18 protein-coding genes are annotated in these 16,999 nt (G+C 69.8%); 7 read left to right on the plus strand and 11 right to left on the minus strand.

Features of this window, described 5'->3' with window-relative positions; translation table 11 throughout:
* Positions 1–213 precede the first annotated feature (213 nt).
* The 5 genes from AC5677_RS17635 to AC5677_RS17655 all read right to left on the minus strand — a co-directional run bounded on the left by AC5677_RS17635 (position 214) and on the right by AC5677_RS17655 (position 4,727).
* Entirely contained in the window at positions 214–1,566 is a 1,353-nt protein-coding gene (locus tag AC5677_RS17635) for a dicarboxylate/amino acid:cation symporter (protein ID WP_497195971.1), read from the minus strand.
* A 379-nt stretch (positions 1,567–1,945) separates the two neighbouring features.
* Entirely contained in the window at positions 1,946–2,233 is a 288-nt protein-coding gene (locus AC5677_RS17640) for a DUF4229 domain-containing protein (RefSeq protein ID WP_497195972.1), read from the minus strand.
* Positions 2,234–2,344: 111 nt separating this feature from the next.
* Complete coding sequence (locus AC5677_RS17645; protein ID WP_497195973.1) at positions 2,345–2,869, minus strand: GNAT family N-acetyltransferase; 525 nt, start codon at positions 2,867–2,869, stop codon at positions 2,345–2,347.
* Between the two features lie 45 nt (positions 2,870–2,914).
* Positions 2,915–4,078, minus strand: coding sequence for an aminofutalosine synthase MqnE (gene mqnE, locus AC5677_RS17650; protein WP_497196664.1), 1,164 nt, complete (start codon positions 4,076–4,078; stop codon positions 2,915–2,917).
* A gap of 190 nt (positions 4,079–4,268) precedes the next feature.
* The gene (locus tag AC5677_RS17655) at positions 4,269–4,727 is read right to left on the minus strand and encodes an Lrp/AsnC family transcriptional regulator (RefSeq protein WP_403505901.1); all 459 of its coding nucleotides are present in this window, start codon (positions 4,725–4,727) and stop codon (positions 4,269–4,271) included.
* 131 nt (positions 4,728–4,858) lie between these two features.
* On the opposite strand from AC5677_RS17655, the gene AC5677_RS17660 reads away from it, so the two are divergent.
* Positions 4,859–4,990 (plus strand): hypothetical protein, encoded by a 132-nt coding sequence (locus AC5677_RS17660; RefSeq protein WP_497195974.1) that lies wholly within the window; start codon positions 4,859–4,861, stop codon positions 4,988–4,990.
* Positions 4,991–4,996: 6 nt separating this feature from the next.
* Here the strand turns inward: AC5677_RS17660 and AC5677_RS17665 are convergent, their stop codons facing one another.
* Positions 4,997–5,719, minus strand: a complete 723-nt coding sequence (locus AC5677_RS17665) for a UbiX family flavin prenyltransferase (protein WP_497195975.1) — start codon at positions 5,717–5,719, stop codon at positions 4,997–4,999.
* A gap of 192 nt (positions 5,720–5,911) precedes the next feature.
* On the opposite strand from AC5677_RS17665, the gene AC5677_RS17670 reads away from it, so the two are divergent.
* Both AC5677_RS17670 and AC5677_RS17675 read left to right on the plus strand, forming a co-directional pair.
* Positions 5,912–6,505, plus strand: a complete 594-nt coding sequence (locus AC5677_RS17670) for a rhomboid family intramembrane serine protease (protein ID WP_497195976.1) — start codon at positions 5,912–5,914, stop codon at positions 6,503–6,505.
* Between the two features lie 99 nt (positions 6,506–6,604).
* Entirely contained in the window at positions 6,605–7,183 is a 579-nt protein-coding gene (locus tag AC5677_RS17675; protein WP_497195977.1) for a magnetosome magnetite crystal formation protein family, read from the plus strand.
* 119 nt (positions 7,184–7,302) lie between these two features.
* Here the strand turns inward: AC5677_RS17675 and mqnP are convergent, their stop codons facing one another.
* Both mqnP and AC5677_RS17685 read right to left on the minus strand, forming a co-directional pair.
* Entirely contained in the window at positions 7,303–8,208 is a 906-nt protein-coding gene (gene mqnP, locus AC5677_RS17680) for a menaquinone biosynthesis prenyltransferase MqnP (protein ID WP_497195978.1), read from the minus strand.
* On the minus strand, positions 8,205–9,662 hold the full coding sequence (locus AC5677_RS17685) for a menaquinone biosynthesis decarboxylase (protein WP_497195979.1): 1,458 nt from the start codon (positions 9,660–9,662) through the stop codon (positions 8,205–8,207). Before AC5677_RS17685 ends, mqnP begins: the two co-directional genes overlap by 4 nt.
* Positions 9,663–9,749: 87 nt before the next feature.
* Between AC5677_RS17685 and AC5677_RS17690 the strand changes: the two genes are divergently transcribed.
* The 4 genes from AC5677_RS17690 (at position 9,750) to AC5677_RS17705 (ending at position 13,206) form a co-directional block, all read left to right on the plus strand.
* A complete protein-coding gene (locus AC5677_RS17690) occupies positions 9,750–10,196 on the plus strand; it encodes a PLD nuclease N-terminal domain-containing protein (protein WP_497195980.1) in 447 nt (148 codons plus the stop codon).
* Between the two features lie 88 nt (positions 10,197–10,284).
* The gene (locus AC5677_RS17695; RefSeq protein ID WP_497195981.1) at positions 10,285–10,848 is read left to right on the plus strand and encodes a nucleoside deaminase; all 564 of its coding nucleotides are present in this window, start codon (positions 10,285–10,287) and stop codon (positions 10,846–10,848) included.
* 99 nt (positions 10,849–10,947) lie between these two features.
* A complete protein-coding gene (locus AC5677_RS17700; RefSeq protein ID WP_497195982.1) occupies positions 10,948–11,565 on the plus strand; it encodes a DUF4291 domain-containing protein in 618 nt (205 codons plus the stop codon).
* Between the two features lie 213 nt (positions 11,566–11,778).
* Positions 11,779–13,206 carry an alkaline phosphatase family protein gene (locus AC5677_RS17705; protein WP_497195983.1) on the plus strand — a complete coding sequence of 476 codons (1,428 nt, stop codon included), beginning with the start codon at positions 11,779–11,781 and terminating at the stop codon, positions 13,204–13,206.
* An 81-nt stretch (positions 13,207–13,287) separates the two neighbouring features.
* On the opposite strand, the gene ccsB is transcribed toward AC5677_RS17705, so the two are convergent.
* From ccsB to AC5677_RS17720, 3 genes are read right to left on the minus strand one after another with little or no spacing between them, the layout of a single operon-like run.
* The gene (gene ccsB / locus AC5677_RS17710) at positions 13,288–14,376 is read right to left on the minus strand and encodes a c-type cytochrome biogenesis protein CcsB (protein WP_497195984.1); all 1,089 of its coding nucleotides are present in this window, start codon (positions 14,374–14,376) and stop codon (positions 13,288–13,290) included.
* Positions 14,373–16,229, minus strand: coding sequence for a cytochrome c biogenesis protein ResB (resB, locus tag AC5677_RS17715; RefSeq protein WP_497195985.1), 1,857 nt, complete (start codon positions 16,227–16,229; stop codon positions 14,373–14,375). The genes ccsB and resB overlap by 4 nt, the downstream gene beginning before the upstream one ends.
* 3 nt (positions 16,230–16,232) lie before the next feature.
* The gene (locus AC5677_RS17720) at positions 16,233–16,997 is read right to left on the minus strand and encodes a cytochrome c biogenesis CcdA family protein (protein WP_497195986.1); all 765 of its coding nucleotides are present in this window, start codon (positions 16,995–16,997) and stop codon (positions 16,233–16,235) included.
* Positions 16,998–16,999: the final 2 nt, after the last annotated feature.

Consider the following 16,999-nt stretch of genomic DNA (forward strand, 5'->3'; position numbering starts at 1 on the left):
CGGTACTCCGGTCAGAAACGCCGCTGATGGTGCACCGTGACACCGACCGGCACGAGCCGCCCCACGGTTGGTCCCGCGCACCGTAGCGGACATCACCGTCGAGCAGGCCCAGTCGACTCACCGATCCCGATCCGATCGCGCCCCACGCAGATCGCACGGGAAAGCCCCGACCTTGTGATGAAGGTCGGGGCTCATCCGTGGGCGTAGCTCGGGTCAGGCAGCAGCAGCCGCCGGGACCTTCGCCTCCGCGTCGTCGGCAGCGGCCGCGTCCAGGCTGATGCTCTTGGCGCTGTTGAACGCGTCCCGGTCGAGGATGCGCTCACGCGCGGCCACGAGCACGGGGACCACCGACTGGCCGGCCACGTTCGTCGCCGTGCGCATCATGTCCAGGATCGGGTCGATGGCCATCAGCAGGCCGACGCCCTCCAGGGGCAGGCCCAGGGTGGAGAGGGTCAGCGTCAGCATGACCGTCGCGCCGGTCAGGCCGGCGGTGGCGGCGGAGCCGATGACGGAGACGAAGGCGATGAGGACGTAGTCGGCGATGCTCAGGTGGACGTCGAAGATCTGGGCGATGAAGATCGCGGCGATCGCCGGGTAGATGGAGGCGCAGCCGTCCATCTTGGTCGTCGAGCCGAACGGCACCGCGAAGGAGGTGTACTCGCGCGGCACGCCGAGGCGCTCGGTGACCTTCTGGGTGACCGGCATGGTGCCGACCGAGGAGCGGGAGACGAAGGCCAGCTGGATGGCGGGCCAGGCGCCGCGGAAGAACTGCAGCGGGTTGACCTTGGCGACGGTCGCGAGCAGCAGCGGGTAGACGCCGAAGAGGACGATCGCGCAGCCGACGTAGACGTCGACGGTGAAGGTCGCGTACTTGCCGATGAGGTTCCAGCCGTACGTGGCGATGGCGTTGCCGATGAGGCCGACGGTGCCGATCGGGGCGAGGCGGATGACCCACCACAGGGCCTTCTGGAGCAGTTCGAGGGCCGAGCGGCTGATCTTCAGGACCGGGTCGGCCTTCTCGCCGAGCTGGAGGGCCGCGATACCGGCGACGGCCGCCATGAAGACGATCTGCAGGACGTTCAGCTCGGTGAACGGCGTGATGATGTCGGTGGGGACGATGCCGGTCAGGAAGTCGATCCAGGAGCCGGCGTGGTCCGGGAGCTTGCCGTCCTTGGGGGTCAGGCCGGTGCCCGCGCCGGGGTTGGTGAGCAGGCCGATGGCCAGGCCGATCGCCACGGCGATCAGCGAGGTGGCCATGAACCACAGCAGGGTGCGAGTGGCGAGCCGGGCGGCGTTGTTGACCTGCCGCAGGTTGGTGATCGACACCAGGATCGCGAAGAAGACCAGCGGGGCGACGGCCAGCTTCAGCAGCTGGACGAAGAGGTCGCCGATGTGCTGGAGCGTCGAGGTGAGCCAGCCGAGGTCATTGCTCTTGGCGACCCAGCCGAGCAGCACGCCGAGGGCGAGACCGGCCAGGATCTGGACCCAGAACGGGATCTTGGGTATTCGGGAGGACTTGGGAGCCGCCGGGGCAGGCGTGGCCTGGGCAGACGGGGACGAGGACAACGGACACACTCCGGTGAGGGCGAGGAAGCTTTTCGGGGAACGGCGTGAAAAAGCGCCAGGAGGTCCGTACGTGGGATCTCCGGCCGCTGGATGGTGGTCCTCAGCGGCGGCAACAGGCCGCGGACATACAGCGGCAAAGATCGACGTGCAGGCGCGCCACGAGCGGAACGCTCATGGGGGACGGGGGCGCGGCTGCTGTCTTCATGACAAACACGTTAACACTTGAACTTTGAGGAACCCAAAGAAAATCTTTGGGACGGGACGGCTCAAGGGAAGCGCGCCGCAAGGGGCGGAAACGGGCAAAACGCGGCCGGCGCCCGGTAGTTGGGGAGTTCCCAACTACCGGGCGCCGGCCGCGCAGAGTGTGGTGTGAGGCGTCTTACACGCCGTCCTCCTGGCTGCGGTTGGCCGCGAGGCGCTCGCGCTGGCGGTCCACCTTGGCCACGATCTGCTCGGACATGGCATCCCGCTGCTTGCGCAGCAGCACGAAGCTGAGCGGCGCGGAGATCACGATGGCCAGCAGCAGCAGCCAGATGAAGTTGGAGCTGCCGACGCCGAGCGGAATGATCCGGAAGTAGGCCAGCACCCACACCACGGCGAACGAGGCGACGAAGAGGCCGATGCGAAGGGCGGTGTAGCGGAGCGTGGCGAACTGGGGGCTACTCACGGACAGGACCTTCTTCTCAACGGCAACCGAAAGGGTCTCCTGCCAGTGAAGCACAGCGGCCGGGGCGATCTTCCGCGCCCCCGGCGCCGCCCCCGCGCCCCGGCCGGGGCCTCAGGCCAGTTCGAGCCACATCGTGACGTCGTCCCGGAAGTCCCCCTCCGCCACCTTGATCGCGCCGGGGACCCGGCCCACCTCCTTGTAGCCGCACGAGCCGTAGAAGCGGGAGATGCCCGTGCCGCCGCGGCAGGTCAGGCGGATGCCCCGTATGCCGTCGAGGGTGCGGGCGGCGTCGGCGACCGCGGACATCAGGGCGCGGCCGGTGCCCCGGCCCTGGAGGGAGGGGTGGACCATGACGGTGTAGACCCACAGCCAGTGCCGCATCAGGCGGTGGCCGTTGAGGGTGAGGAAGGCCGTGGCCAGGACGCGGCCGTCGGCGTCACGGCCGACGACCAGGCGCTCGCGGCCCTCGGCCATGGCCGTCAGATGCCGCAGCAGATCGGGGCGGATGTCCTCGGTGGTGACCGGCGGCACGAAGCCCACGGCCCCGCCGGCGTTCGAGACATCCGCCCACAATGCGCAGATACCGTCGCGGAGTTCCGGGGTGACGGAGGGGTCCAGGTCGAAGCGCACGTTCATGACCCGGACCCTAACGCCCGCCTCTGACAGTCGTCCGTGACCAGGTCAAAGGCGCATCGGCTGCGGAGCCTCGCGGCGGTCCGGGTCCGGGCCCGGGTACTCGCGGATGGCCTCGTAGCGGGTGTTGCGCTCGACGGGGCGGAAGCCGGCGTCGCGGATCAGGTCGAGCAGGTCGTCACGGGTGAGCTTGTTCGGCGTGCCGTAGTTGTCCGCGTCGTGCGTGATCTTGTACTCGACGACCGAGCCGTCCATGTCGTCCGCGCCGTGCTGGAGCGCGAGCTGGGTGGTCTGCAGGCCGTGCATCACCCAGAAGCACTTGACGTGCTGGACGTTGTCGAACAGGAGGCGGGAGACCGCGAAGGTCTTGAGGGCCTCGGCGCCGCTGGCCATGGTCGTCCGGGCCTGGAGCTTGTTGCGGACCTTGCCGTCCTGCATGTCGACGAAGTCGTGCTGGTAGCGCAGCGGGATGAAGACCTGGAAGCCGCCGGTCTCGTCCTGGAGCTCACGCAGGCGCAGGACGTGGTCGACGCGGTGGCGGGGCTCCTCGATGTGCCCGTAGAGCATGGTCGAGGGGGTCTTGAGGCCCTTTTCGTGGGCGAGGCGGTGGATGCGCGACCAGTCTTCCCAGTGGGTGCGGTGGTCGACGATGTGCTGCCGGACCTCCCAGTCGAAGATCTCGGCGCCGCCGCCGGTCAGCGACTCCAGGCCCGCGTCGATCAGCTCGTCGAGGATCTCGGAGGCGGTCAGGCCGGAGATCGTCTCGAAGTGGTGGATCTCGGTGGCGGTGAAGGCCTTGAGGGAGACCTGCGGGAGGGCTTCCTTGAGGGCCTTGAGGGAGCGCGGGTAGTAGCGCCAGGGGAGGGTGGGGTGAAGACCGTTGACGATGTGCAGCTCGGTGAGGTTCTCGTTCTCCATCGCCTTGGCGAGGCGGACGGCCTCCTCGATGCGCATCGTGTACGCGTCCTTCTCGCCCGGCTTGCGCTGGAAGGAGCAGTAGGCGCACGACGCGGTGCACACGTTGGTCATGTTGAGGTGGCGATTGACGTTGAAGTGCACGACGTCGCCGTTCTTGCGCGTCCGCACTTCGTGGGCGAGGCCGCCCAGCCATGCCAGGTCGTCGGACTCGTAGAGGGCGATACCGTCCTCGCGGGTCAGCCGCTCTCCGGCGTGGACCTTGGCCTCCAGCTCGCGCTTGAGGCCCGCATCCATAGATGCAGCCATCCCGTCGCCTCCCAGTATCTCTGCCGTATCCGTGCCGCTTCGGTGCCGCTTCGGTGCCTTTCGGTGCCTTTCGGTGCCGAAAAAAACGGCTTCGAAGAGCCTACTCCCCCGTTTTCCGGGCGGACGGAGGCCCCTGGGCGCGCCCCGTCCGCCCGCGTATGCGGACCGGTCCGGGCGCCTACTCGACCTCTTCGGGCAGCTCGCCGACGCGGTTCTCCCACTTGGTGGAGAGCACGATGGTGGTACGCGTACGGGAGACGCCCCGGGTGCCGGACAGCCGCCGGATGGTGCGCTCCAGGCCGTCCACGTCCCCCACCCGCACCTTGAGCATGTACGAGTCGTCGCCGGCGATGAACCAGCAGTCCTCGATCTCGGCGAGGTCCTTGAGCCGGCGCGCCACGTCCTCGTGGTCGGCGGCGTCCGACAGGGAGATGCCGACCAGCGCGGTGACGCCGAGCCCGAGGGAGGCGGCGTCGACCGTGGCGCGGTAGCCGGTGATCACGCCCGCCGCTTCGAGACGGTTGATCCGGTCCGTGACGCTGGGCCCGGAGAGGCCCACGAGCCGGCCGAGCTCGGCGTACGAGGCCCTGCCGTTCTCGCGAAGTGCCTGGATGAGCTGCCTATCCACCGCGTCCATGCCCTCAAGCCTTCCAATCTTTACGCATTTTCGGGTTCTGCATGTAGAATCTAAGGCATACAGGGCCTGATGCCCTGTGATTCTTTCGAATCTTCCGACGATCAGCGACGATCTTCACAGGAGTTGTCACCGTGTACTCGATCGAGATGGCCTACGCCCGCATGCGCGAGCTGCAGGACCAGGCCAATCGTTCACGTGCCCACAAGCAAGCCGCCCCGCGGTCCCGGCGCCTCTTCGGCCGCGCCACCGCCAAGAAGCGCTAGACACAGCTAGGACGGGTCCGGGGCCTCCTCCTTGGAGCCTCCCCGCAGCTCCCCCTCCCAGCGCCGGTACAGACCGTGCGGCACCTCGGCCGCATCGAGCACCCGGCCCGCGACGAAGTCCACCAGATCCTGGATGTGCGTCGCTCCCGCGTAGAACGCCGGCGAGGCGGGCAGCACCACGGCGCCCGCCTCGTCCAGCGCCACCAGATGCTTCAGCGTAGGTCCGTTCAGCGGAGTCTCCCGCACCGTGACCACCAGCCGGCGCCGCTCCTTGAGCGTCACGCTCGCCACCCGCTGCAGCAGATCCTTCGAGAGTCCGAGCGCCACCCCGGCCACACACGCCGTGCTCGCCGGGACGATCAGCATTCCCTTGACGGGATACGAACCGGAGGACGGGCCGGCCGCCAGATCACCGGCCGGCCAGTACCGCACATCCGCCAGCGTCTGCTCCGTCACGGCAAACGTCTCCGGCTTGCCGTCCGCCCCGAGCGCCAGCCATTCCCGCAGGTCGGTGCGCCAATGCGCGTCCCGGAAGGCGATGCCGGTCTCGTCCAGCAGCGTCAGCCGCGACGCCCGGCTGACGATGAGGTCCACCGCCTCCCCCGCGGCGAGCAGCCCGCGCAGCACGGACGCGGCATACGGCGTTCCGGACGCGCCGGAGATCCCCACGACCCACGGACGGCGGCGGCCGGGGTCCTGCTTCCTGGTGTTGTTGTGCGGCGGCTCCACACCATCGAGCCTATCCGGCGGAACCACCGACCCCGTCACGGCCGTTCCTACCTGTGCGCCCCGCGCGCGACCCCGCCGAGGGGCGCCCGCCGGGGTGCGCCCCGGGGATGCGCCCCGGTGGAGACGCCCCGGGGCAGGACCCGGGACGAGCCCCGGGCCGAGCGCCGGGGAAAGGAAAGGACGGCCGGAGTGATGACAGCCCGCGCGAAGCCCGCGATCTGCCTGATGCTGGGCTGGGTCGCCCTGCTCTGGGTGCTCGAGGGCGTCGACTTCGTCACCGGGAACGCCCTGGACACCTTCGGCATCGAGCCGCGCGACCCCGCCGAGCTGGTCGATGTGGTGCCCGCCGCCTTCCTCCACTTCGGCTTCGGCCATCTTGCCGCCAACACCGTGCCGCTGCTGGTGCTCGGCTTCGTCGCCGCGCTGCGCACGGGCATCCGCCGTTTCCTCGCCGTCGTCCTGATGGTGATCCTCACCAGCGGCATCGGCGTCTGGCTGACCGCCGCGGCCGGCAGCAACACCGCGGGCGCCTCCGGCGTCGTCTTCGGCCTCTTCGGCTATCTCCTGCTGCGCGGCTTCATCGAACGCAAGCTGCTCGACATCGGCATCGGGGTGCTGGTCGGCGCGGTGTACGGCTCCATCGTCTGGGGCGCGCTGCCGACCGACAGCCAGATCAGCTGGCAGGGGCATCTGTTCGGGCTGATAGGCGGCGTGGCGGCGGCCTTCGTGCTGCGCGAACGCCCCCGGTCCCTGACCGCCGGGGCGACTGTCCGACCCGTCCCGTAGTCTCAGACGCATGGGACCCGCTTGCTGCCGGGGCCAGTTGACGGCTGACGCCACGGCAGCGGCGGATGGCAACCGCAGCGACCACGGGGTGAGCAGACGATGTCCGACTACTACCAGCCAGGTTACGGACCGCACGCCGGAGGACCACAGCAGCCGTACGGCCAGCAGCCGGGCTACGGCTATCCGCCCGGCCCCGGCTATCAGCAGCCCGTCGCCGGGTACGCCCCCCAGCAGCCCTCGCCCTCGACGAGCCCCGCGATGTGGTCCCACCTCGGCGCCCTGCTGACGGTCACCGTGGGCTCGGGGATCTGCTGCGGCCTGGGCGGCTTCCTCGGCTGGATCGTCCCGCTGTCGATCCGCAACAACGCCCGCCATCAGAACGACCCCTACGTCCGCCACCACGCCACCCAGGCCATGAACTTCGGCTTCACCCAGGCGATAGTCGCGGCCCTCGGCGTGGTGCTGTACTTCGGCAGCACCCTCATCTTCGTGGCTGCCGCCAACGAGTCCCAGCGGCAGGGGCCGGGCCTGGCGGTGCCGGTGCTGACCGTGCTGGGCATCATGGCCGCCTACGCCGTCGCCGGGATGGTCTGCGCCATCATCGGCACGGTGAAGGCGAACAGCGGCGAGCTGTGGACCTATCCGCGGCTGATCGCCTGGCCGATGGCCAAGGTCTGATCCCTCCGAACGGCCGTCGGCCCGAGCCGGCCGACGGCCGCGGCGTGCGGTCCCTCAGCCCCGTCAGTCCCGTCGGACCGTCAGTCCCGTGTCGGGCCGTCAGGCCCTCCGTCAGACGGTCAGACCGTCAGGCCCCGCACCAGCAGATCCAGCAGCGCGCAGACGAACAGCGCTATGCCGATGAAGCCGTTGACCGTGAAGAAGGCCCGGTTGAGCCGCGACAGATCGTGCGGGCGCACGATGGTGTGCTCGTAGAGGAAGGCCGCGGCCACGATCACCAGGCCGGCCCAGAAGAAGATCCCGGCACCGGTCGCCAGCGCGTACCAGACCAGCAGCGCCGTGGTGACGACATGGCTGGCGCGGGCGCCGTGCAGCGCCGCCGGGATGCCGAAGCGGGCCGGCACGGACTTCACGCCGTGCGCCCGGTCGGCCTGGACGTCCTGGCAGCCGAAGATCAGGTCGAAGCCGCCGATCCAGACACCGACCGCGAGACCGAGGATGACCGCGTCCCACGACCAAGTCCCGCTGATCGCGATCCAGGCGCCGACCGGCCCCATCGCCTGCGCGAGGCCGAGGATCGCATGCGGGAAGTTGGTGAAGCGCTTGCCGTACGGATAGACGACCATCGGGATCACGGCGATGGGGGCGAGGGCCAGGCACAGCGGGTTGAGCAGCGCGGCCGCGCCCAGGAAGAGCACCACGGCGATCAGCGCACCGGTCCAGGCGGACTTCACCGTGACCGCGCCGGTGACCAGCTCGCGGCTCGCGGTGCGCGGGTTCCGGGCGTCGATCTCGCGGTCGATGATGCGGTTGCAGGCCATCGCGAAGGTGCGCAGCCCGACCATGGCGACGGTGACCAGCAGCAGCTTGCCCCAGTGGATGTTCTTGTCCCACTGGAACATCGCGGTCAGCGAGGCGATGTAGGCGAAGGGCAGCGCGAAGACCGAGTGCTCGATCATCACCAGGCGGAGGAAGGCCTTGGCCCGGCCCGGCTGCTGCGGGACGGCGGCGGCCGAGGCGGTCACAGTCCGTACTCCTTCCAGCGGCGGTCGACCAGGGCGGCCGTCCGCGGGTCGGACTCGACCATGTTGGGCCACCCCCCGTCGCGCGTATAGCCCTCCTCGGGCCACTTCTTCGTCGCGTCGATGCCCGCCTTGCCGCCCCAGAACTGCTGGTAGGAGGCATGGTCGAGATGGTCGACGGGGCCCTCGACGACGGTCAGGTCGCGGGCGTAGTCGGTATTGCCGAGCGCCCGCCAGGAGACCTCGTGCAGGTTGTGGACGTCGCAGTCGGCGTCCACCACCACGATCAGCTTGGTCAGCGACATCATGTGCGCGCCCCAGATGGCGTGCATGACCTTCTGCGCGTGCTTGGGGTACTTCTTGTCGATCGAGACGATCGCGCAGTTGTGGAAGCCGCCGGACTCGGGGAGGTGGTAGTCCACGATGTCCGGGACGATGATCTTGAGGAGGGGGAGGAAGAACCGCTCCGTCGCACGGCCCAGCGGACCGTCCTCCGTCGGCGGGCGGCCCACCACGATCGACTGGAGCAGCGGGCGCTTGCGCATCGTGACGCAGTCGATCTTCAGCGCGGGGAACGGCTCCTGCGGCGTGTAGAAGCCGGTGTGGTCGCCGAACGGCCCCTCGGGCAGCATCTCCCCGGGCTCCAGCCAGCCCTCCAGCACGACCTCGGCGTTCGCCGGGACCTGGAGCGGGACGGTCTTGCAGTCGACCATCTCGATCCGCTTGCCCTGGACGAAGCCCGCGAAGAGGTACTCGTCGATATCGCCGGGGAGCGGCGCGGTCGAGGCGTACGTCACGGCCGGCGGGCAGCCGAAGGCGATCGCCACCGGCAGCCGCTCACCGCGCTTGGCGGCGACCTGGTAGTGGTTGCGGCTGTCCTTGTGGATCTGCCAGTGCATGCCGATGGTGCGCTGGTCGTGGCGCTGGAGGCGGTACAGGCCCAGATTGCGCACGCCCGTCTCCGGGTGCTTGGTGTGCGTCAGGCCCAGGTTGAAGAAGGAGCCGCCGTCCTCGGGCCAGGTGAACAGGGCCGGGAGCCGGTCGAGGTCGACCTCGTCGCCCTGGAGCACGACCTCCTGGACCGGGGCGCTCTCGCCCTTGACCTTCTTCGGCGGGACATGCGTCATCCCGGCGAGCTTGCCGAACGCCTCCCGCACCCCGACGAAGCCCTGCGGCAGCTCCGGCTTGAGCAGTCCGCCGATCTTGTCGCTGATGTCGCCGTACGACTTCAGGCCGAGCGCCTTGAGGAGGCGGCGGTCGGTGCCGTACACATTCATGGCCAGCGGCATCGACGATCCGCGGACGTTCTCGAAGAGCAGTGCCGGGCCGCCGGACTTCTGCACCCGGTCCACGATCTCGCCGACTTCCAGATACGGGTCGACCTCGGCCTTGATGCGCTTGAGGTCGCCCTCGCGCTCCAGGGCCCGCAGCAGGGAGCGAAGATCGTCGTAAGCCATGCGCTCCAGTATCCGGTACGCACTACCCTGTACGGGTCACCGGGCCCCGACGTGGGCCCGCCGTCATGTGCAGGGGGACGTACCGCAATGCTCAGGTATCTGCCGTTTCTTCTGGTCCTGGCGCTGTGGATCTACGCGTTCATCGACTGCCTCAACACCCCCGAATCGCAGGTGCGCGGCCTGCCCAAGGTGGTGTGGGTGATCATCATCCTGCTCTTCGGAGAGGTGCTGATCGGCCCGATCGCCTGGCTGGCGGCGGGCAAGCAGCGGCATCCGGTGACGGGCGGCGGCAGCACGCCCTCGGAGTGGCACCGCAACCACAGCGGCCGGTGGGTCGCGCCGGACGACAATCCCGAGTTCCTCAGGTCCCTCAAGGAAGAGAACAAGAAGGACGAGGCCCTGCTCAAGGACTGGGAGGCCGATCTGCGCCGCCGCGAGGAGGAGCTGCGGCGCAAGGAAGGCCGGACGGAAGGCCGTAAGGAAGGCGAGGCAGGCAGCGGCCCCGAGGAGACCCCGCCGCCCGCCAAGGGCTGAGCCCGTCCGCACTTCCCCCGTTCGTACTCCCCCGCGTTCCCCCATTCGCACGTTGCCGGGCCGCGGTCGAGCGAGGAGAGTTGCGGTCATGGACCAGGCACCGGATCAGGGGCGCGCTCAGGACTGGGCGGCCGACCGTGACGCGCTCCGGCAGCACGGCAGCGTCGACGGCCATACCGACCCGCACGGGCACCCCGACCACGTCCAGGAGCAGGCCCGCGCGATGCTGGCGACGGCGGTGGCCGAGGCGCGGGCGGGGCTGGCCGAGGGCGGGATCCCGATCGGGGCGGCGCTGTACGGGCCGGACGGGGCGCTGCTGGGGCGGGGGCGCAACCGCCGCGTCCAGGACGACGACCCGTCGATGCACGCCGAGACCGCGGCCTTCCGCGCGGCCGGGCGCCAGCGCAGCTATCGCGGTACGACGATGGTCACCACCCTCTCCCCCTGCTGGTACTGCAGCGGCTTGGTGCGCCAGTTCGGGATCTCGCGGGTGGTGATCGGCGAGGCCCGTACCTTCCACGGCGGGCACGACTGGCTGGCCCGGCACGGCGTGCGCATCGTGCTGCTGGACGACCCCGCGTGCGCGGCGATGATGCGGGACTTCATCGGGGCGCACCCGGCGCTGTGGCGCGAGGACATCGGGGACGAGTAGGGCCTGTCCGCCCCCGACCCATCGGACAGGCCCAGGCCGGCCGGCGCCCGGCGGAATCCGGTGGCCCCGCGGGCCGGCCGTCCGCCAGGATGAGCCGCGATGAGCACCGCACACCATGATGCCCCCGAACCCCTGCGCCGGATCCGGGCGCTGCACACCGAACGGACCGTCACCGTCTATCAGGCGTACGCCCCGGCGCTGGGCGTCCCGGCCGCCCGGGACGGGCGGTTCCCCGCGGCCTGGAAGCGCGAGCGGATGACGTGGATCAAGCCGTCGTTCCTGTGGATGATGTACCGCTGCGGCTGGGGCGCCAAGGAGGACCAGGAGACCGTGCTGGCCGTCGAGATCGACCGGGCCGGCTTCGACTGGGCGCTGGGCCATGCCTGCCTGTCGCACTACGACGCCGCCGAGCACGGTGACCGGAAGGCCTGGCAGCGGCGGTTGAAGGCCTCGCCGGCCCGGGTGCAGTGGGACCCGGAGCGCGATCTGGATCTGGCGGCGCTGCCGTACCGGTCGCTGCAGCTCGGGCTGGCCGGAGAGGCCTCGCGGCGGTACGCGGACGAGTGGACGATGTCGATCACGGACGTCACGCCGCTGGCCCGGGAGATCCATGCGCTGGTGCGCGCCGGCGAGGGGGCGGCGGCGGCCGCGCTGCTTCCGCAGGAGCGTCCCTACCCTGCACCCGGGGGAACTCCGGGCCTGAGCCGCGTGTCCTGACACTACGTCATAAACGCGTAGTTTGCGCCACGGACGGTCCGCTGCGCACTGCTTCGTGTGGCGTACGAGACGTAGCGGCAACGCGCCAACTCGGGCCTGTTCACAGCCAATTGATAGAGCGTTCAGCTACCTCCCCCTGCCCGGGAAACCGGGCCGCCGCCACAGTCGGGTCGGCCCTCCGAGGCCGTACGCGACTCAGGGAGAGTGGCACATATGCCCGACATGACCCGACGCAGACTCCTCGGCTCCGCCGCCGGCGCGATCGGTGGCGGAGCCGCGCTGTCGCTGCTGCCGCCCAGCGTCCAAAAGGCCGTCGCCGCCGGACCCCCACGTCACGGCTCGCTCCAGGACATCGAGCATGTCGTCATGCTCATGCAGGAGAACCGGTCGTTCGACCACTACTTCGGCACCCTGCGCGGCGTCCGCGGCTTCGCCGACCCGGATGCCCTGTCCCTGCCCGGCGGCCGGTCCGTCTTCCACCAGCCGGACACGGAGAACCCGGACGGCTTCATGCTGCCGTTCCGCCTCAATACGCACACCTCCAGCGCGCAGGCCATCCCGTCGACCAGTCACGCCTGGTCCGTCCAGCACGAGGCGTGGAACGGCGGCCGGATGGACCGCTGGCTGCCCGCGCACCGCAAGGCCGACGGGATCAACGGGCCCTATGTGATGGGCTACCACACCCGCGCGGACATCCCCTTCCAGTTCGCCCTCGCCGAGGCGTTCACCCTCTGCGACAACTACTTCTGCTCGGTCCTCGGCCCCACCTGGCCCAACCGCCTCTACTGGATGACCGGCACCATCGACCCCGGCGGTACCCAGGGCGGCCCTGTCCTCAACAACACCGCACCCAAGCCGTACCGCTGGACGACGTACGCGGAGCGGCTGGAGGCCGCCGGGATCAGCTGGAAGGTGTACCAGGAGGAGGACGACTACGGCTGCAATCTGCTGGAGCAGTTCCAGACCTTCCGGGACGCCAAGCCGGGGGAGCCGCTGTACGAGCGCGGGATGCGGCCGCAGCCGGCCGGGACCTTCGAGGACGATGCCCGCAATGACCGGCTGCCGGCCGTCTCGTGGCTGATCCCCACCAGCGAGCAGTCCGAACACCCGGACTATCTGCCGGCCGCCGGCGCCGACTACGTGGCGAAGAAGATCGAGGCCATCGCGTCGAACCCGGCGGTGTGGCGCAAGACCGTCTTCATCCTGAACTACGACGAGAACGACGGTCTCTTCGACCATGTGCCGCCGCCGGTGCCACCCGCCGGGACGAAGGACGAGTTCGTCCAGGGCCTGCCGATCGGCGGCGGCTTCCGCGTCCCGTGCACGATCGTCTCTCCCTGGACGGTCGGCGGCTGGGCCGCGGGCGACGCCTTCGACCACACCTCGGTGCTGCGCTTCCTGGAGCGCTTCACCGGCGTCGAGGAGCCCAACATCAGCGACTGGCGGCGCTCGGCCTTCGGCGATCTGACCTCCGCGTTCGGCTTCCGGCATGCGGCGCGCCGCCCGCCGCGGCTGCCGGAGGACACCGCCGACCAGCTGGCCGACGCGCAGTGGGAGGTGGCGCATCTGCCGAAGCCGACGCTGCCGGGGGCGGGCCAGCAGCTGCCCCACCAGGAGCGCGGACGGCGCAGGCGGCGCTGAGCGGGTCCGCACATACGACGGTGCCGTACGGGGCCCGGCTCATGGCGAGCCGGGCCCCGTACGGCACCGGAAGGCGTGGGCTCAGACTCCGGCGTAGGAGTGCAGGCCGGTGACGAAGATGTTCACGCCGTAGTAGTTGAACAGGTAGCAGGCGAACGCGATCAGGCCCAGGACGGCGGCCTTGCGGCCCTTCCAGCCGGCCGTGGCGCGGGCGTGCAGGTAGCAGGCGTAGGCGACCCAGGTGATGAAGGACCAGACCTCCTTGGGGTCCCAGCCCCAGTAGCGGCCCCAGGCGGCTTCGGCCCAGATGGCGCCCGCGATGATGGTGAACGTCCACAGCGGGAAGACGGTGGCGTTGATGCGGTAGGCGAACTTGTCCAGCGAGGCCGCCGAGGGCAGCCGCTCCAGGACGGAGGCGGCGAAGCCGCCGGGCTGCTTGAGCGCCGGGTCGGCGAGCTTGGCCTCGTAGCGGTCGCGGAAGAGGAAGAGCAGCGTGGCGACCGCGCCCAGGTAGAGCGCCGCGCCGGAGATGATCGCGCAGCTGACGTGGATCCACAGCCAGTACGAGTGCAGCGCGGGCACCAGCTGGTCGCTGGCGGTGTAGAGCACCGAGACGGCGAGCCCGAGGTCGAGCAGGACGGTGGTGACCAGCGGCAGGCCGATCCAGCGGACGTTCTTCTTCAGCACGAGAAGGAGCAGGTAGAAGAAGACCGCGACGGCCGCGAACGTCGTGGAGAACTCGTACATGTTGCCCCAGGGGGCACGCTGTACGGACAGGGCGCGGGTGACGACGCCGCCCACGTGCAGCGCCCAGGCCAGGACGGTCAGCGAGATCGCGATCCGGCCGTAGAGGTCGCCCTTCTCGGTGCCGCCGTGGGCGCCGGGGCCGTCGGGGACGTCACGGCTGCCGGCCGCCGCCTTGGTGATGATCTTCGGGCGCTCCAGTACGGCGGTGCCCCCGCCCTTCTGGGCCGCCGTGACGGAGACACTCGCCGCCGGCTTGGCCTCGGAGGTGAGCGCGGCGGCGGTGCGGCCGACCTTGCTGCGGCTGCCGAACACCCACTCGGCCATATGGGCGAGGAAGGCCAGGGTGTAGACGGCCATCGCCGAATAGACCAGCAGATTGCTGTTGTGAGCCAGTGTCTCGTTGGCTGCGGCAGCGAGATTCACGCGCGCGCTCCTTCGGAGGGGTCAGCAGGATCGGCAGAGTCGGTGGGCTCCGTCGGGTCTTGGTCGGCGGCCTTCGCCGTGGGTTCCGTACCGGCCTGCGGCTCGGCGTCCGGGGCGGGCGGGGCGTCGGGCCCGAGCGCCACGGCGAGATCCGCGAGCTCCTCCGGCAGCCGGGGCGACTCGCTGCGGCCCAGGCCCGCCATCTCGACGACGGTGACCCCGTCGGCCCCCTGCTCGGCCCGGATCCACACCCGGCGCCGCTGGATGAACAGCGATCCGGCCAGGCCCACCAGCGCGCACACCGCGCCGATCAGCGCGAGGCCGTTGCCGGACTGGTGAGTGATCTTGAAGCTGGCCCAGCTCTTGACGCCCTCGAAGGTGATGGAGCCCTGGCCGCCCGGCAGCTGCATCGTGCTGTCGGCCTCGATGTCCTTCTTCGTCAGGCCGCCCTTGATGCCGGCGTGCTGCTTCGCCTGCCGGGCCAGACGGTCCTTGGGCATCAGCATCTTCTTGAAGATGTTGCCCTTGGCGTCCTTGTACTGCTTCATCCGCTTGGTGTCGAGCTGGTAGACGTTCTGCGACAGGCCGGAGTCGACGCCCAGATCGCCGTGCCAGGCGTTGACCGCCAGCACGGGGAAGTCCAGCGCCGGGAACTGCGAGAACATCGACCCGGAGTTCTTGCCGCCGAAGGTCGGCACGAACAGCCCGTTGAAACCGAGCTGATTCGGCTTGCCGTCCTTGGTCTGGGCGCCTGGCACCTTGACCACACCGGTCGAGGTGAAGTTCTTTGGGTCCTGCGGCAGGAAGGGCACCGCGCCGTGGTAGACGACCTTGCCGCGGCCGTCCTTGACGGTGACCACCGGCGAGTAGCCGTGCGAGAGCAGATAGACCTTGTTGCCCGCGATGTCGAGCGGGGTGTTCACCTCGACCGCGGTCCGGTGCTCCTTGCCGTCCGCGCCGGCGAAGTAGCTGATGTCGGCGCGGAAGACCCGCGGGGTGCCCTTCTGCGGCCCGGTCCGCTCGTAGGTCGCCACGAACTTGTTCAGCGTGAAGCCGAAGGGCTCCATGGTGTCGGTGTCGAAGAACGGGCCGGACTTGAAGTCGTCGTACTGGACGAGGCTGTTGGCGAAGCCGTCGCCCTCGGTGATCAGCTTGCCGCCCTCGGACTTCCACAGGCTGCCCACGGCGAACGCCACCAGCATCACGATCAGCGCGATGTGGAAGACGAGGTTGCCGACCTCGCGCAGATAGCCCTTCTCGGCGGCGACCGCGGTGCCGGTCCGGTGCGCGCGGAACCGGCGCTTCTTCAGCATCCGCTGCGCCGCGTCGAGGACCGCCTCCGGTGCGGCGTCCGTGCGCCAGGTGGTGTACGCGGGCAGCCGGGTCAGCCGGCGGGGGGCGGCCGGCGGGCGGCCGCGGAGCTGGCCGACGAACTGCCAGGTGCGCGGGACGATGCAGCCGATCAGCGAGATGAACAGCAGCAGATAGATCGCCGAGAACCACACCGAGCTGTAGACGTGGAACATCCCCAGCTTGTCGTAGATCGCGCCGAGGGTGTCGTGCTCGGCCTTGAACCGGTCGACCTTGACCGGGTCGATGCTGGTCTGCGGGATCAGCGAGCCGGGAATCGCGCCGATGGAGAGCAGGAAGAGCAGCAGCAGCGCCACCCGCATGGAGGTCAGCTGCCGCCAGAACCAGCGGGCCCAGCCGAGGGGGCCGAGCGAGGGGACGCTGATGTCCTCCTTGGGCGCCGTGGAGAGCTGGGATCCGGCGGCGCCGAGATCGCCGCCCGCATCGGAGGTGTCCGGTGCGCCGGTGTCCGGCTCGCGGGGACTGCCGGTCTTCGTGGCCATCAATCAGATCCCAACATTGAAGCTTTGCGTCCAGCCCTGCAGCTGCTGCATCAGGCCGTCCCAGATGCCGGTGACGAGGAGAAGGCCGAGCGCGACCATCATGCCGCCGCCGATCCGCATCACCCATTGGTAGTGCCGCTTGACCCAGCCGAACGCGCCGAGCACCCGGCGGAAGGCCAGCGCCACGGCGATGAACGGCAGGCCCAGGCCCAGACAGTAGGCCACGGTGAGCAGGGCGCCGCGGCCGGCACTGGCCCCATTGAGCGAGAGGGTGCTGACGGCGGCGAAGGTGGGGCCCATGCAGGGCGTCCAGCCGATGCCGAAGAGCGCCCCGAGCAGCGGCGCGCCGGCCAGCCCCATGGCGGGCTTCTTGTGGAAGCGCAGCTCGCGCTGGCCGAAGCGCTGGAGGATGCCCGCGAACGCCAGGCCGAGCAGGATCATCAGGACGCCGAGGATCCGGGCGACGACGTCCTTGTACCCCTGGAGGGTCTGCCCGAAGTATCCGAAGAGGGCGCCGCCGGAGACGAAGACGGTGGTGAAGCCGAGGACGAACAGCGTGGCGCCGGCCAGCATCCGGCCGCGCTTGGCCTCGCCGAGGTCGGTGCCGGTGACGCCGGTCACATACGACATGTAGCCGGGGACCAGCGGCAGCACGCAGGGGGAGAAGAAGGAGACGAGTCCGGCGAGCACCGCGATGGGTATGGCGGCGAGCAGTGCGCCGGTCTGGACGGTCTGGGTCTCCACGGCGGTGGCGGCGAGCTCGATCACAA

It is taken from the genome of Streptomyces sp. JLSY215 (assembly GCF_059682825.1).